Origin of the sequence: Sphingobacterium prati, from assembly GCF_013167215.1 — a bacterium.
Classification (GTDB): Bacteria; Bacteroidota; Bacteroidia; order Sphingobacteriales; family Sphingobacteriaceae; genus Sphingobacterium; species Sphingobacterium prati.
In genome coordinates this window covers 40,733-55,770 of record NZ_JABJWY010000038.1, presented here as the reverse complement: position 1 = coordinate 55,770, position 15,038 = coordinate 40,733, and the positions used below count along the sequence as shown (strand labels likewise).

The 15,038-nt window shown below is 38.3% G+C and carries 15 protein-coding genes; 3 read left to right on the top strand and 12 right to left on the bottom strand.

From position 1 onward, the window contains the following. Positions 1–11 precede the first annotated feature (11 nt). Positions 12–833 carry a VOC family protein gene (locus HPC41_RS19690; RefSeq protein ID WP_172395799.1) on the top strand — a complete coding sequence of 274 codons (822 nt, stop codon included), beginning with the start codon at positions 12–14 and terminating at the stop codon, positions 831–833. A 74-nt stretch (positions 834–907) separates the two neighbouring features. On the opposite strand, the gene HPC41_RS19685 is transcribed toward HPC41_RS19690, so the two are convergent. Further along, complete coding sequence (locus tag HPC41_RS19685; RefSeq protein ID WP_246250924.1) at positions 908–1,333, bottom strand: SufE family protein; 426 nt, start codon at positions 1,331–1,333, stop codon at positions 908–910. Between the two features lie 5 nt (positions 1,334–1,338). Beyond that, positions 1,339–2,562 carry a cysteine desulfurase gene (locus tag HPC41_RS19680; RefSeq protein WP_172395796.1) on the bottom strand — a complete coding sequence of 408 codons (1,224 nt, stop codon included), beginning with the start codon at positions 2,560–2,562 and terminating at the stop codon, positions 1,339–1,341. A 222-nt stretch (positions 2,563–2,784) separates the two neighbouring features. Here HPC41_RS19680 and HPC41_RS19675 point away from each other — a divergent pair, with 222 nt between their 5' ends. Beyond that, on the top strand, positions 2,785–3,780 hold the full coding sequence (locus tag HPC41_RS19675; RefSeq protein ID WP_172395794.1) for an acyl-ACP desaturase: 996 nt from the start codon (positions 2,785–2,787) through the stop codon (positions 3,778–3,780). A gap of 391 nt (positions 3,781–4,171) precedes the next feature. Here the strand turns inward: HPC41_RS19675 and HPC41_RS19670 are convergent, their stop codons facing one another. From HPC41_RS19670 to HPC41_RS19635, 8 genes are all read right to left on the bottom strand, one after another. Then, entirely contained in the window at positions 4,172–5,701 is a 1,530-nt protein-coding gene (locus HPC41_RS19670; protein ID WP_172395793.1) for a peptide MFS transporter, read from the bottom strand. A 56-nt stretch (positions 5,702–5,757) separates the two neighbouring features. Further along, positions 5,758–7,533 (bottom strand): peptide MFS transporter, encoded by a 1,776-nt coding sequence (locus tag HPC41_RS19665; RefSeq protein ID WP_172395792.1) that lies wholly within the window; start codon positions 7,531–7,533, stop codon positions 5,758–5,760. A 134-nt stretch (positions 7,534–7,667) separates the two neighbouring features. Next, positions 7,668–7,997, bottom strand: coding sequence for a helix-turn-helix domain-containing protein (locus HPC41_RS19660; protein ID WP_070566095.1), 330 nt, complete (start codon positions 7,995–7,997; stop codon positions 7,668–7,670). A 65-nt stretch (positions 7,998–8,062) separates the two neighbouring features. Beyond that, positions 8,063–9,433 (bottom strand): Mur ligase domain-containing protein, encoded by a 1,371-nt coding sequence (locus tag HPC41_RS19655; protein ID WP_172395790.1) that lies wholly within the window; start codon positions 9,431–9,433, stop codon positions 8,063–8,065. A gap of 7 nt (positions 9,434–9,440) precedes the next feature. After that, the gene (prmA, locus tag HPC41_RS19650; protein ID WP_172395788.1) at positions 9,441–10,280 is read right to left on the bottom strand and encodes a 50S ribosomal protein L11 methyltransferase; all 840 of its coding nucleotides are present in this window, start codon (positions 10,278–10,280) and stop codon (positions 9,441–9,443) included. A 9-nt stretch (positions 10,281–10,289) separates the two neighbouring features. Next, positions 10,290–11,057: a triose-phosphate isomerase gene (tpiA, locus tag HPC41_RS19645; protein WP_172395786.1), complete on the bottom strand. Its 768-nt coding sequence runs from the start codon at positions 11,055–11,057 to the stop codon at positions 10,290–10,292. Between the two features lie 12 nt (positions 11,058–11,069). Next, on the bottom strand, positions 11,070–12,236 hold the full coding sequence (locus HPC41_RS19640) for a putative sugar nucleotidyl transferase (protein WP_172395784.1): 1,167 nt from the start codon (positions 12,234–12,236) through the stop codon (positions 11,070–11,072). Positions 12,237–12,314: 78 nt separating this feature from the next. Continuing rightward, positions 12,315–12,563: a type B 50S ribosomal protein L31 gene (locus HPC41_RS19635; protein WP_077437478.1), complete on the bottom strand. Its 249-nt coding sequence runs from the start codon at positions 12,561–12,563 to the stop codon at positions 12,315–12,317. 227 nt (positions 12,564–12,790) lie between these two features. Here HPC41_RS19635 and HPC41_RS19630 point away from each other — a divergent pair, with 227 nt between their 5' ends. After that, positions 12,791–13,129, top strand: a complete 339-nt coding sequence (locus tag HPC41_RS19630; protein WP_077437479.1) for a DUF2853 family protein — start codon at positions 12,791–12,793, stop codon at positions 13,127–13,129. A gap of 25 nt (positions 13,130–13,154) precedes the next feature. Here HPC41_RS19630 and HPC41_RS19625 read toward each other — a convergent pair whose 3' ends face one another. Together HPC41_RS19625 and HPC41_RS19620 are read right to left on the bottom strand one after the other, a co-directional pair. Next, positions 13,155–13,802, bottom strand: a complete 648-nt coding sequence (locus HPC41_RS19625) for a carbohydrate-binding family 9-like protein (RefSeq protein WP_172395782.1) — start codon at positions 13,800–13,802, stop codon at positions 13,155–13,157. A 72-nt stretch (positions 13,803–13,874) separates the two neighbouring features. Next, entirely contained in the window at positions 13,875–14,981 is a 1,107-nt protein-coding gene (locus HPC41_RS19620; RefSeq protein ID WP_172395780.1) for a phosphotransferase enzyme family protein, read from the bottom strand. Positions 14,982–15,038 lie beyond the last annotated feature (57 nt).

Sequence of the window (15,038 nt, the reverse complement as noted above, 5' to 3'; positions counted from 1 at the left end):
AATCGACGCTCATGGAAAATTCAATTATACCCTCCATCTGGTTTGATCAAAATGCAAAAGAGGCTTTTGACCTATACTGTCAGACCTTTCCAAACAGCTTTATTACAGGCCACTCCCCGATTGTTGTCGAGGCTCAGCTCGATGGTGTAAAATTTATCGGAATCAATGGAGGCCCGATATTTAAACCCAACCCATCCATATCATTTATGGTGATCTGCGAATCAAAAGAAGAGGTTGATCGTATCTGGAATGTATTTTCAGCAGATGGTGAGATATTAATGCCCTTAGACAACTTCCCCTGGAGTCCCTACTATGGTTGGATAGCGGATAAATATGGTGTAAACTGGCAATTATATCAAGGCAAGGTGAGCGGCACCAATCAGCAAGCAATCGTCCCTACCCTGATGTACTGTGGTTCCCAACAAGGTAAATGTGAAGCTGCGCTAAAGTTTTATGAGGAACTATTTAAAGATTTTCGTAGCAACGGTATCATGCGTTACGCAGCAGGTGAATACGAGGGTTTAATCCAACATACACAATTCCTCATCAAAGGATTCACGCTAATGGCGATGGATAGTGGTGTCAATCAGAACTTCACTTTTAATGAAGGAATTTCGCTCACCATCTTATGCAAAGATCAGGCGGAAATTGACCATTACTGGAATCGCATTACGGCACAAGGACAAGAAAGCATGTGTGGCTGGTGTAAGGATGAATTTGGTGTAAGCTGGCAAATTGTACCTGAGCAAATTGCAACATATCTTCAATATCCCGGCGCCGGAGAAGCGTTGATGAAAATGAAAAAAATCATTATAAAAGATTTAATAGGATAAGCTCGCGACCCAATAGCAAAGCTCCTAATAACATGCATAAAAAAAGGATGATGGTCATCCCTTTTTTATATCAGCTAAGCATTGACTTGCAATGCTAATGCATATAATTTCATTTGTTTGATCATGGACAATAACCCGTTCGCACGAGTCGGCGACAAATGTTCTTTTAAACCTATCTCATCGACGAAATACAGGTCTGCATCAACGATCTCTTTCGCTGTATGCCCAGACAGAACTTTAACCATCAGGCTAACCAAACCCTTGGTGATAATTGCATCACTATCAGCAGTGAAATACACCCTACCGTCTTTAACCTCGGGATATAACCAGACCTTGGACTGACAGCCCTTAATAATATATTCTTCTGTCTTATATTGCTCATCAATTAAAGGAACTTCTTTCCCAAGCTGGATGATGTACTCATATTTTTCCATCCAGTCAGTGAAAAAAGCAAAATCTTCAATTAATTCGTTTTGTATTTCATTAATCGTCATAACCATTTTTATTACACTAACATATTGACAGCACGCTGAATACCTGCCACCAAGATATCTATTTCTTCTTTTGTATTGTAGAGTGCCAATGAAGCCCGGATTGTCCCCGGGATGCCAAAGCGATCCATAACAGGTTGCGCACAATGATGACCAGTTCGCACCGCTATTCCCAATTTATCTAAAATTACACCAACGTCATATGGGTGTGTACCTTCGATAATGAATGAAATGACAGAGCATTTTTGGTCCGCGGTGCCAATGAATTTCATTCCAGGAATCTGGGATAATTTTTCCGATGCGTACTCCAACAGTTCGTGCTCATAAGCTTCGATATTCTTTAAGCCGATTGAATTGATATAGTCAATAGCCTCATTTAAACAGATTCCAGCCTCAATATTCGGTGTACCTGCTTCAAATTTAAAAGGCAATTCATTATAAGTTGTCTTTTCAAAGGTCACCTCTTTGATCATGTCGCCACCACCCTGATAAGGAGGCATTGCATTTAATAATTCTTCCTTACCATATAATACACCAACACCGGTTGGGCCGTACATTTTATGTCCAGAAAACACTAAAAAGTCAACATCAAGGTCTTGTACATCCACTTGAATATGTTGGACAGCTTGTGCCGCATCAACCAATACAACTGCTCCATGCTTATGGGCAGTCGAAATCATTTCTTTGACAGGATTGATTGTACCAAGTGCATTGGAGACATACGTCACGGAAACTAATTTTGTTTTTTCATTAAATAAATCTTCATAAGCTTCCATATCAAGCTCTCCCTTATCATTCATCGGGATAACACGGATCTTACAGCCTCTTTCCTCGCAGAGCATTTGCCAAGGTACAATATTAGAGTGGTGTTCCATGGCAGAAATAATGATTTCATCATCCGCATGGATAAATGCCCGTCCATAACAAGTCGCCACTAAATTGATACTATCAGTCGTACCCTTGGTAATAATCACCTGCTTGTCCTCAGGAGCATTGATAAAAGATTGAAGCTTTTTACGGGTAACCTCGAAAGCATCCGTCGATATCTGGCTCAGGTAGTGAACGCCCCGGTGTACATTACTATTCATATCCTTATAATAATGAGCAATAGCATCAATTACTGTAACGGGTTTTTGTGTTGTCGCTCCATTATCCAGATAAACCAAAGGTTTGCCATTCACCTGTCTTTTTAGAATAGGAAAATCTGAACGTATTTTATCTATATTATATCTTTCCAAAGTTGTCTCAATAATTTATACAAAGTTAATAGTATTTTATCGAATACAGGACGGGCAATCTGTTTTTTATGTCATTATCAATGATCCTATCGGTAGGCCCGCCAAAATATAAAGTTACTCTATCTCGTTAAAAAAACTCCTTTTCTACCTTATTGACCATTTTAAACAATTATAACTTGCTTTTATAATTTATTGGAGCTATTTATTTACCTTTGTATTGATATGCAAGAATTACCTCTAAATTTACCAGAAGGCTCACGTAAAGAAGTGATGGCCTACTTGGAGCCTTTCATGTTAAATGAAATGAGCGAATACCTGAAGCCTGTAGAAGAAATGTGGCAACCCGCTGATTTCCTTCCAGATGCTTCTAGGGATACTTTTTTTGAGGAAATAAGAGATTTACAGGAAAGTGCTAAAGAGCTTTCATACGATTTGGTAGCTGTATTAATCGGCGACACCATTACGGAAGAGGCTCTTCCGACCTACGAATCTTGGTTGACAATGGTTGAAGATGTCAATAAAAATGAACAAGGCGGATGGATGAAATGGGTTCGTGCTTGGACTGCTGAAGAAAACCGCCACGGTGATTTATTGAATAAATACCTTTACTTATCAGGTAGAATAGATATGCGCCAGTTTGAAATGTCCACACAATACCTGATACAAGACGGTTTTGACATCGGAACTGGTGCTGACCCTTACCGTAACTTTATATATACATCATTCCAGGAGCTTGCTACCAACGTATCCCATCGTCGGGTATCCGGGCTTTCCAAAAAAAGTGGCGATAAACTTTTGGCAAAAATGTGTGGTGTCATTGCATCGGATGAAGCGCGCCATGCCAAAGCATATATGTCCTTCATATCAAAAGCAATGACGGTAGATCCTAGCGAAGTGATGATCGCATTTGAAGATATGATGCGTAAGAAAATCGTTATGCCAGCTCAATTCTTAAGAGAAGCAGGTGAGCCTCAAGGCGAAGCCTTTGCACATTTTTCTGATGCTGCGCAACGACTGGGTGTGTATACAGCATTGGATTATGTTGATATCTTGAAAGAACTTAATAATGAATGGAAGATTGATCAAGTTTCAGGTCTGAATGATCAAGGTGAAAAAGCAAGAGATTATCTCTTAAGACTTCCCGATCGTCTGACGAGATTGGCAGACCGCATGAAAGTGCCAGAAAAAGAATATAAATTCAAATGGATATACGGATAACAGAAAAGCCTGATTAGAAATAATCAGGCTTTTTTGGTTTAACAATAATAAAATTTATTGCAGATGAATAGGATACAATAAGTTGATATAAAAATATATATATTAATTTTCGAAACAGAGTCCGAGTCCTATGTAGTATTCGAGTGTGCTTCGGCTATCGTTCGACTGTCATTTGACTATACTTCGGGTCGTATTTGGCCCTTCTTCGCCCCTAAGAGCAGGTAAGAGTAAGATCTCACCGATACCTTTGCGTGGCGAATCCGTGTTAGACTCGGACTCACCACGCTCTCATCACTGTAACACCTCGAAGCTGATACGACTATTTCCCGAAGCAGTTACGAAGCAGACACGAATCAATACCGTAGGAGTGGCGTATTTTAGTGATCAGAAATTATTTCACATTTCCCATGAGTTTCCGCACTAGAGGTGACAAGGCGATCAGGACTATACCGGCAATTAAAGAATACAAGCCTAATTGCTTGTAACTTCCGGTATAAGTCACTAAGTTATCCGCCAACGAACTTCCTTCCTTTGCTTCAGCCATACTCGCACCGATCAGTCCTGCGACATATTGACCATATGCACTTGCCAAAAACCACATCCCCATCATAATGCCCTGCAACCTTGCTGGAGAAAGTTTCGTCATTATTGAAAGCCCTATTGGCGAAAGGCAAAGTTCACCAACAGTGATCACCAATAGCGCAAGCGTGAAGATATCCAATGAAGTCATACCCTCATGAGCAAATAAACGCGTCGCAAAAAGCACATAGTATCCTAGTCCCAAGAAAACAAAGCCCAAACCAAACTTGATGATGGTATTAGGCTCAAGTTTACGTTTCCCCAACCAAATCCAGAATAAGCCAAATAATGGCGCAAGAGCAATAATGAACAAAGCACCGCCCGAATTATTGACACCATTTGGATCAAGTGTCACCGCTCCAAGTAATGAGTCATTCAGGTGCTTAGCGGCAAATATGCTCAATGAACCACCACTTTGTTCATATATCCCCCAAAAGATAATGGAAAACAAGATAAACACTAAAGCAGCGATTAATTTGTTGCGTTCTTCTTTGGTTACTTTTGACATTTCATAGAACAGATACAAAAGCGTCAATGGCCCGATGGTGTACATAAAATAGTCGGTATATTGCGTTTTTGATACCATGATCTGAATTACAGGTATAAAAATCAATGTCAGCATATACACGGCATACTCTACCCATTTTGGCAGAGGTTTAGTCTTTACGATAGCATCTGGGTGTCCGGGTTTGAGCCCAATAGGCCCCAAATGTCTCTTCGTAAAGTGAAAGTTAATCAAACTCGCCAACATCCCTACCGCAGCCAAACCAAAAGCTACATTCCAACGATGGGCCTCAGAAATTATTGACGTTAACATATACCCTTTACCGATTGCTACACAAACATAACCACCCAAAAATGCACCTAGATTGATCCCCGCATAGAAAAGCGAGAAGCCACCATCACGACGGTTGTCTCCATCGCGATAGAGTTCTCCTACCATGGTAGAGATATTCGGTTTAAAAAAGCCGGTACCAATAATAATAAACGAAAGACCAAAAAAGAAATATTGATGTGGATCCGCCGCCAGAAAAAGACTTCCTACGATCATCAATAATCCCCCCCAGAACAATGATTTCCTAAAACCCAAAATTTTATCCGCAAAAAGTCCACCGATAAATGTAAAAGCATAGACAAATGCCTGTGTAGCTCCATACTGTAAATTAGCCTCTTTTTCCGCAAAGTTTAGTTGGGTGATCATAAAGAACACCAACATGCCCCGCATGCCATAAAAGCAAAACCGTTCCCACATTTCCGAAAAGAACAGGCTCCAGATTTGCCGTGGGTACTTGCCCTTAAAATTTTGAATCTCCTCTAACGACTCGCGTGTACTCGCCTCCATACTGTATTTATTATTAATCAAAAAAGCTTCTTTCGTAAAAGAAGCTTATGTAGTTATTATTTAATTCCGTGCATCAATCTTTTGATCAAAGGATTGAATAACATTACAAGCAATCCGGCAAACGCTGGAATCGCTGTAAATAAAAAGAAAAAGTGACTCAACGAGTATTCTTGCTGAATTGTTTCCACTTGTCCCCCCAGTACCGCTGCAACTTTTTGTGCAATAGCAATGGCTAGATACCAGATACCAAACATAAAAGCCAACATTCGGGCTGGAACCAATTTAGAAACATAGGATAAGCCCACCGGTGAAATAAATAATTCCCCCAATGTGTGGAACAGATAAGTTAAGACAAGAAATACCATTGAAATTTTCACGCCTGGCGCTATTCCCCAAGAACCTAATCCGATAATTAAGAATCCAATAGCAACTAGAATCAAACCAAATCCATATTTAAATGCTGCGGAAGGATTATATTTCGATTCCCAGATCTTAGAAACTGTGGATGCTAGCGCAATAATAAAAAAGGAGTTAAGAATTGAAAACCAGGATACTTTGATTTCTGAAGCTTCTTTGTTAAACTCCTGATAAAGCATCCAGATTGCGGCACCCCAGATCAGTCCAAAACAGATAAACAATACGATATTTGATATTGCAATCTTATCCCAGGTTACCTTTGCTAGTTTAATTAGGACCCAGCTAATAATTGATAGCGGTACAATGGTTAGCAAACCATTGACGACATTAAATGTTGTCAATGCCCCACCTGTAAGCGCTCTATCGATATTATCTCGCGCTACAATAACCAATGAGGTTGCCCCTTGTTCAAAGCTCATGAAAAAGAAGATGAGGAAAAAAGCTAACAGCACCACAGCAAACATTCTGTCCCTAACTGTTTTGTCATAGCGCAAAATCCGGGAAACAATCAAATAAATGAAAAGGATCAATGCGACGATGACCATGATATACTGTCCCCTAAGAAAAGAGGTATCCAGTCCGGCGAAAACATCAACAATACCATTTTTTGACAATGGGTCATTAAAAGCGTATACAAAACCGATAATAGATACGATAGCGATCAGCACATAATCTCTTCGTGTAAACGGATTTTTAGTATCCGTATCACTAACCGTGACTTCTTTCTTTTCACCGGCCACAGACTTGTCTAAAATACCGAGATTGCCCATAAGTGGTTTTGCGAAAACAAACTGTAACGTACCAAGAAGCATAAAAATACCGGCCAAACCGAATCCCCAATGCCATCCATATGTTTCGGCGATATAGCCACAAAGCATCATACCGAAGAAAGCGCCCGCATTGACACCCATATAGAATATCGTATATGCCCCGTCTTTCTTTTCAGGCAGATCTTTATACATTTCACCAAGGATTGAAGGCATATTGGGTTTGAAAAAACCGGTTCCGATCACTAGACAGATCAAACCCAGAAAAAACATGATAGCCGTATCGAAAGCCATTGCCGCATGCCCCAATGTCATAATTGATGAACCAATAATAACAGCTTTTCGAGATCCGATGTATTTATCGGCGATAATTCCACCAAGGATAGGTGTCAAATAAAGCATCATTGCATACGTTCCGTATAATGCACCTGCCTGTTGCGCTGTCCAAGCCCAGCCCGAGAAAGGGCTTCCATGTATAACCGCAGCGGTTAAAAATTGCATCAATAGGACACGCATGCCATAGAACGAGAACCGTTCCCACATCTCTGTAAAAAAAAGTACGAACAGCCCTGAGCGCTGCCCTAATACATTTGATTTAAAAAAATCAGTAGACGGGCTAGTTGTTATATCCCCGCTTAATCTCCCCATAAGTAATCAACCTTTATTTTTATAAAATACTTACAAAGAAACAAAAACAAAATCACTTTTGGACAAAATAAAGTTGCATAAACAAAAAAAGCAATCCATTTGGATTGCCTTTTCAGTAACATTTTTAATATGCCCTATCTTTTGTGCAATTGTTCATAAAGATCAATGACCTTTTTCTGAAGTTCGATAACCTCGCCGTCGCGTTGTTGCAACTTTTGCGTCAGCGCATTGACTTCATTAACATACTCTTTATCCTCTTCTGAATCAGAAGTAGATAATAGTTGAACAACTGTCAAATTAAATAATTTTGAAATTTGATTTAGGCGAGACAGATTCACGTCTGTAATACCTGTTTCAATTTTAGAAAATGCTGGGATTGAGATATCCAATCGCTTTGCAACATCCTCTTGACTCCACCCTTTTTGGTGTCTAAGTAATCTAATTTTTTTTCCTAATGCATTCATCTGGTAGATATTTTAAACAAAAATAGCAAATAAAAATTAATTTACATTAAATTATAATTTTTTCTTTAAAAATCCTTAAAAAAACGATCAGCGAGGACAGATAGGTTAACCCCGTTATAATTATTTAAACTCATAAGCAGTAAATTATAACCTCTAGATTTAACGCCGTCTAAAAAAGAATACAAGCCATCCAAACTTACAACCACCTCTAAATCAGGATCATTAAAACATTTCTTAATATTATCAGGAACACTTTCAATATTCTTATTAAGTTCCTTACAGGAGTTGATATTCACGTAGACGACAGAGAGATCCGACTCGCGCATGGAATCAGCATATTGTAACAAAAACGATGAATCTAAACTATCATACGAGTTTAATTCAATTATTGTGACCAATTTCTGATTAGGAAATTGTTCTTTTACTGCATGAATACTTGACCTGACTTTATCGGCATTGTAAGCGTAATCTTGATAAACTACAGATCCCTCAGAACTGGCGACAAATTCCAAATAACGAATAGAGGTATTAAAACTCTTTATCGCATCAAAAAACTCTTTCTTTTTGATGCCCAACCATTCACACACCGTATAGGCCCCTGCGATATTGGACAAATTATGCTTTCCAAATACTTGTAAAGGAACATCTCCATCTGCTGTATTAAGATATGTCACTCCTTTATTAATCGTATAGTCAGGGATTTTATAACCATGCCTGTTGATTTTACAGTCTTTGGTATCCTGCAACACTTTCTGTAGCACAGCATCCTCTTTATTATAGATTAGTGTACCTTTAGGAGGTATTGAATCAATAAAATCTTCAAATTGTTTAATATATTCCTCTTTGGATATTTTGGAATTAAATTCATTCCATACGATACCCGAGATTAAGGCAATATTAGGTTTATAATATAGAAATTTAGACTTAGGGTCAATTTTTGACGAAACATATTCATCTCCCTCGATAATAATAATCTTATTATTCTTGGTAATATCTACGAGTTTATCAAAACCTCGTAATTGTGCCCCTACCAAATAGTCAAAATCTTTACCTAAGAAACGCATCACGTGCATGACCATACTCGTGATAGTTGTTTTTCCGTAGCTCCCTGCGATCACCACACGGATCTTATCCTGCGAAAGTTCTTGTATAAATTCGGGGAAAGAATAGATCTTCAACCCTAGTTCTTGTGCCTTTTCTAATTCGGGATTATTTGCCTCTGCATGTGCTCCCAAAATAACTGCATCAATATCTTCCGTTACCTTTTCGGCAAACCATCCCAACTGATCTGGCAATAAGCCAGCTTCGATAAGATGAGAACGGGAAGGTTCCACAATCTGATCGTCAGATCCTGTAATCTGGTGCCCCTGTTTTGCCAAGGAAATGGCAAGGTTATGCATCACACTACCACCTATCGCTATAAAATGAATACGCATCGCTCTATTACCGTTTCACAAATTTGGCTGCACACCAATTATTTAAAACTTTTTTGGAGACAAATTCGAAACCGAAGGACACAGCGGCATCATGCAATATCGCCAAATCTTCCTGTTCATAAAATCCGCTTAAGTACAATGCTCCATTTTTATTGATACTTAAAGCATATTGTGGCAACTGTTCCAATAGGATGTTCCGATTAATATTTGCTAAAATACTGTCGAAAAGCCGGTCTTTTAAAACTTCAAAAGAACCACAGCGCGTAGCGATGTTGTTGACATTATTAAGCGCTGTATTTTCGGCAACACTTTCTACACAAATATCATCGTAGTCTACGGCCAGCACAGACTCAGCTCCTTTTTTTGATGCCAAGATCGCTAAGATACCCGTACCGCAACCCATATCCAACACGCGCTTGCCATTAAAATCATTTTCCAGAATATATTCAAGCATCATAGATGTAGTCTGATGGTGCCCTGTCCCGAAAGACATTTTAGGATCAATAATGATTTCATAAGGAAAATCCGGTCTTGGCTCATGAAATGTTGCGCGCACATAACATTGTCCACCAACTTCTATGGGATTAAAATTACTTTCCCAGAGTTTATTCCAATTCTGATTTTCTATTTCTTGGACGCTATAATCTACTTCAAGCCCCTCATCAAGATTCAGCATTAACGTTTCTAATGCTTGCAAATCAAGATTTGCAGCTGCTATGTAAGCTGCAAATCCAGACTCGGTATCTTCAAAAGTATCAAAGCCAATGTCTGCCAAATCAGATACCAACAGATCTTTTTGCCATTCCTCACCTGATAGCATTTGAAAGATAACCTCTATGTATTTCATTTCTAAAAATTAGCCGTTAAACACCTTGGCAATATCTATAAAATCTCTCGATTTCAAAGAAGCTCCTCCAATCAAACCACCATCAATATCTGCCTGTGCAAACAAATCTTTTGCATTGCCCGGATTACAAGATCCACCGTAAAGGATACTGGTGTTATCCGCTGTTTCCTGTCCATATTTTTCGGCCAGCACCTGACGAATAAATTGATGTACCTCCTGTGCTTGTTCCGGACTAGCAGTAAGTCCTGTACCGATTGCCCAAACTGGCTCATAAGCCAATACCACAGCGGCAAAAGCTTCATTGGACAGATGGAACAATCCATCAGTCAATTGTGTTTTAATTATTTCAAAGAAATTACCGGATTCACGTTCTTCTTTGGTTTCTCCAATACAAAATATAGGAGTCAAGCCATGTTTCAAAGCAATATCTACTTTCGCTGCTAACAATGCATCTGTTTCACCAAAATAAGCACGTCTTTCAGAGTGACCCAAGATCACATGTGAAGCGCCGACAGATTTTACCTGACTTGCAGAAATCTCACCTGTATATGCTCCAGATTCTGCCTGATGAATATTTTGTGCACCAATATTCACATTAGCAACATTCTTAGACAATTGCCCAAGACTTGATAAATGAATGAAAGGGCTACACACAACCAATTCTTGATTTCCAATTACTTCATCTTTGGCCATATTGATAATTTCGGAGAATAAACTTAATCCGGATTGATAGTCTAAATTCATTTTCCAATTACCAGCTACGATTTTCTTACGCATGATTTTTACGATTTAATTATATTTTTTGTTAAGTTGATTCAATTCCCTCTTTAGTCGTTCAGGCAGTTGTTCATGTTTTGACCTATATAGGGTTTCCAGATACGCCATAAATTTGTCAAAGTTATAGACTTGTGTATCCCCATTAAACACCCAGGCAAACGACGGTACAAATTTAGCATAAAAACTTGTATCTGCTAGCATACTTGCAATTCCAATTACTGTTCCTGTATTTAAAGAAGAATTTATTCCTGTTCGCGTATAATCTCCCATAAAAATACCGCACTTCAATAAGCCCGTATCTCTCAAACCGCCCAACTTATAATCATAAATTGACACTGTCTTTAGATTATTTTTAAGATTCGAATTGGATGTTCCTGCTCCTAGATTACACCAATCACCAATAACCGAACATCCCAAGTAGCCGTGATGTCCTTTTGCCGAGAAATCTCCAATGATTGAGTTACCCACTTCACCTCCCACCACACTCTGCCTTCCGACAGATACATTCCCATATATCGTTGCACCCATTTTTACGACAGCCCCTTTTCCCAGATACAGTGGACCCCGCAGATGAGCCCCCTCCATAATGGTGACACCTTCATCGATATAAATCGGCCCACATGTAGAATTAAGTGTCGCACAGTCCATCTTGACCTGATCAGCGATATAAAAGTCTGTACCCAATAATTGATTAGTAGAAGAAACAGAGGCTATCGAGGTTCTTTTAGCCAGAAGTTTAAAATCATTTGCTATTTCGGTCCCCGTTAATAAGAACAGGTCTTCCACCCCTCTTAATAAATAGAGATCATCCTCTACCTTCTTGAGCTTAAGATGGCCCTCTTTGTGATACCGAAAAGCGATAATCGTTCCGTCTTGCGACAAGACATCTCCTATTTGCAAGTTTGAAATAGTCTGTATCAATGCCACGGTAGGAATAACATGCTTAGTTACCCAAATAGCACCATCCTCAATCCCGTCACCTTCAGCAATCTCCAGGTCAAATGTTATCGCCAGCTGCTGCCATTTCTCCCTTAATGTCAAAATACCGACACGTAGGTCCAGACAGGATTTAATAAAAGTAAAAGGATATAAACTCTTTTTATCAAAAGAAGCCAGCGGGAAGGTAAGCTTATCCAACGATCGGACAGCATCAAAACAATCTACAAAAAAGATTTTCACAAAGTAAAAATAACAAAAAAAACCCGACAAATAATATTTATCGAGTTCTTAATATTGTAATATACAGATCTGCTACAATTATTTTTTGTTGTAACGGCTACGGAATTTATCGATACGTCCAGCAGTATCAACCAATTTCATTTTACCTGTATAGAAAGGGTGCGATGTATGAGAAATCTCTAATTTTACAACTGGATACTCATTACCATCTTCCCACTGAATAGTCTCTTTCGTGTCAACACAAGATTTAGTAATAAAAGCATAGTCGTTTGACATATCTTTAAATACAACTAATCTGTAATTTGAAGGATGCAAATCTTTTTTCATTATTATTATGATTACGTATATTCAATTATTGAGGTGCAAAGATAATTTATAAAAATGTAATTTGCAACAATTGCAAAGAATAATTCACTCATTTTTTCTACACTTTCAGTTACCGGCACTTAAACGGTTACAAATGTAACAATCTTTGTTTAACCCCAAACAATTATTTTGTTTTCCAACTTTTTTCCCTTAATTTAACTTACTACAATTAAATCATTTACATAATTATGAGCAAATTAGATGAAAAAATTGCTGCATATACTGCAGAATCAAAAAAACTAGGTCTATCACTAGATGATGCATTTATTGCAAAAGTGACCAAAGGAATGGGACCTTCCATTTATAATGCAGATTCAGAAACTATTGCTGCTTCGGATCCTGAGGAGCTTAAACGTGTCAAGCAAAATTTCCTGATCAAAAAATTAGGTCTTAAAGATGGTCCTGATTTAGACAAGGCATTAGAAGAGGTTATTACGACTATTGGTAAATCCAATAAAAATAAATACCGTGTTTTGGTATATGCGTTATTGGCAAAAAAATTCAAAAAAGAATCTGTTTACCAATAAGCATCAACATTTATTAATCCAACTTCTATCCAAAGATTAATTCCCCAAAGAATTGAGGCAAATGGAAATTAGGAGTTGGATTATCTATTTTATTCCATGAAACAAAATGTGGTTGTTTTAGATTGTCACCACATTTGTAAAAGTTCCCATGTATCGTCTTTCCTTTCAAATCACGTGTATCATTAAACTTAAAGACTGCCAGTGGAATGACCTGGATCATGGTCCAATGCTTGTCAGTTCCGCTATGCCGCTCAATCAATGAGAATGTCTGCACCGTTTCAATTTCAGCCGCACTAAGCCTATTTCTCGTGGCTTTATCCGGCGATCCATATCCAATCAGTCCCGTTCCTATTAAATTAAATTCAATGTTATAATAATTCTTACGGTCATCAAACGAAATAAAAAATTCTACACAACTGTCTTCCCAAACATTCTGATTCGCCTCTGAGTAATTTCCACGTAGTTGCTCCTCTGCGACATCAAACTGTACTATAAGCTCCTTTTCCGTATATCCAATTTTAAACCGTACCTCTGGTTGATAAGGATACGACTCACTCCAATTACTATGGGGCAATGTATTCCATTCAAAGTCTGCGACAAGATCCGAAAGCTGATTAAAGTTGAGTCTGCCGGTCAAATTTGATGTTATAGGCAGAATGGTTAGTTTCTTCATATGCAATAAAGTTAAGAAAAAGAAGCTTCATCATATGATGGAAGCTTCTCAAATATTAAAGGTATAAAATCGTTAAATACAGTCAAAAATTACCTTCCTCATAAACTCTTCATTCTTTTCCATCTCCTCCACCAATTTCAATTGCGTATTGGTACGTACCAAATTATGTTCGTCATATTTGGTTTTATAATAATGATCCCCCTCGATGTAATCGGTCAAAAAACGTACACCTTGCATATAAGGCAATAAAAATGCACCATCCACCAAGGTTTCTTTCTCCAGTGGGGTCAGGAATTCGTTTGCCTCTTCTAAGTATCCTTCGGCATATGCCTTATACAAAGAAAGGTTCAGCACGATCTTCGATATATCTTTTTCGTCTTCGGCAACAGGATTTATAATGGTTCGTATAGCATCCCCAAAATCATAGGCTACATATCCGGGCATTACTGTATCCAAATCGATTACACATTGCATTTTGTCATGAACATCCAACAATACGTTATTAAATTTTGTATCGTTATGCGTAATACGCAAAGGTAATGCACCTCTATTTCCCAAATCTAAAATCGTTTTCATCCGGTTTTCACGGTCAAAGATAAAATCCAGTTTATCTTCGACCAGGCTAACACGTTGACAAGCATCTTCTGCGATGGCCTTCTGAAGATTTTCGAGTCGAAATTCTATATTATGGAAATTAGGAAGTACCTCGATAATACCTGAAGCATCAAGGTCAGAAAGCTGCTTCTGAAACAGTCCAAAAGCACGTCCTCCTTCTGCGGCTTGTATTTCGGTCTCCACAATATCATAGCTCTTCGTATCCTCTATAAGGATAAACATACGCCAGTAATTTCCTTTGCTATCTCTCGTATATAATTGCCCCTCTAAAGTTGGAACAATCGTCAATACATGGTCGCTGACCCGCTTTCCTTCAGCAACCTTTACTTTTTTACTCAGATGTTTCGTTACAATTTCAATATTGTGCATCAACCCCTCTACATTTGGAAAAACGTGATGGTTAATACGTTGCAATAAATGCGATATCCCTGTATTTATGGAAGTAATTACACGATAAGTATCATTGATATGACCAGAACCAAAAGGCTGCACTGAAATGATATCTCCCTCTAATGTGAATTGTTTTGCTGCGTTCTCTACTACTAATTGGTTAAAATCAGACATTAAACTAAGTTTTTTAAATCATCAATGTGCTTGCAATATCATAAATTGAATTAATAA

Bases quoted from the DNA above. Each gene is read 5' to 3' on its own strand.
- HPC41_RS19685 (WP_246250924.1), bottom strand. From the start codon at position 1,333: ATGGTTATGACGATTAATGAAATACAAAACGAATTAATTGAAGATTTT.
- HPC41_RS19665 (WP_172395792.1), bottom strand. From the start codon at position 7,533: ATGGGGAGATTAAGCGGGGATATAACAACTAGCCCGTCTACTGATTTT.
- HPC41_RS19660 (WP_070566095.1), bottom strand. From the start codon at position 7,997: ATGAATGCATTAGGAAAAAAAATTAGATTACTTAGACACCAAAAAGGG.
- HPC41_RS19655 (WP_172395790.1), bottom strand. From the start codon at position 9,433: ATGCGTATTCATTTTATAGCGATAGGTGGTAGTGTGATGCATAACCTT.
- HPC41_RS19635 (WP_077437478.1), bottom strand. From the start codon at position 12,563: ATGAAAAAAGATTTGCATCCTTCAAATTACAGATTAGTTGTATTTAAA.
- HPC41_RS19630 (WP_077437479.1), top strand. From the start codon at position 12,791: ATGAGCAAATTAGATGAAAAAATTGCTGCATATACTGCAGAATCAAAA.
- HPC41_RS19670 (WP_172395793.1), bottom strand. From the start codon at position 5,701: ATGGAGGCGAGTACACGCGAGTCGTTAGAGGAGATTCAAAATTTTAAG.
- HPC41_RS19690 (WP_172395799.1), top strand. From the start codon at position 12: ATGGAAAATTCAATTATACCCTCCATCTGGTTTGATCAAAATGCAAAA.
- prmA (WP_172395788.1), bottom strand. From the start codon at position 10,280: ATGAAATACATAGAGGTTATCTTTCAAATGCTATCAGGTGAGGAATGG.
- HPC41_RS19620 (WP_172395780.1), bottom strand. From the start codon at position 14,981: ATGTCTGATTTTAACCAATTAGTAGTAGAGAACGCAGCAAAACAATTC.
- HPC41_RS19675 (WP_172395794.1), top strand. From the start codon at position 2,785: ATGCAAGAATTACCTCTAAATTTACCAGAAGGCTCACGTAAAGAAGTG.
- tpiA (WP_172395786.1), bottom strand. From the start codon at position 11,057: ATGCGTAAGAAAATCGTAGCTGGTAATTGGAAAATGAATTTAGACTAT.
- HPC41_RS19625 (WP_172395782.1), bottom strand. From the start codon at position 13,802: ATGAAGAAACTAACCATTCTGCCTATAACATCAAATTTGACCGGCAGA.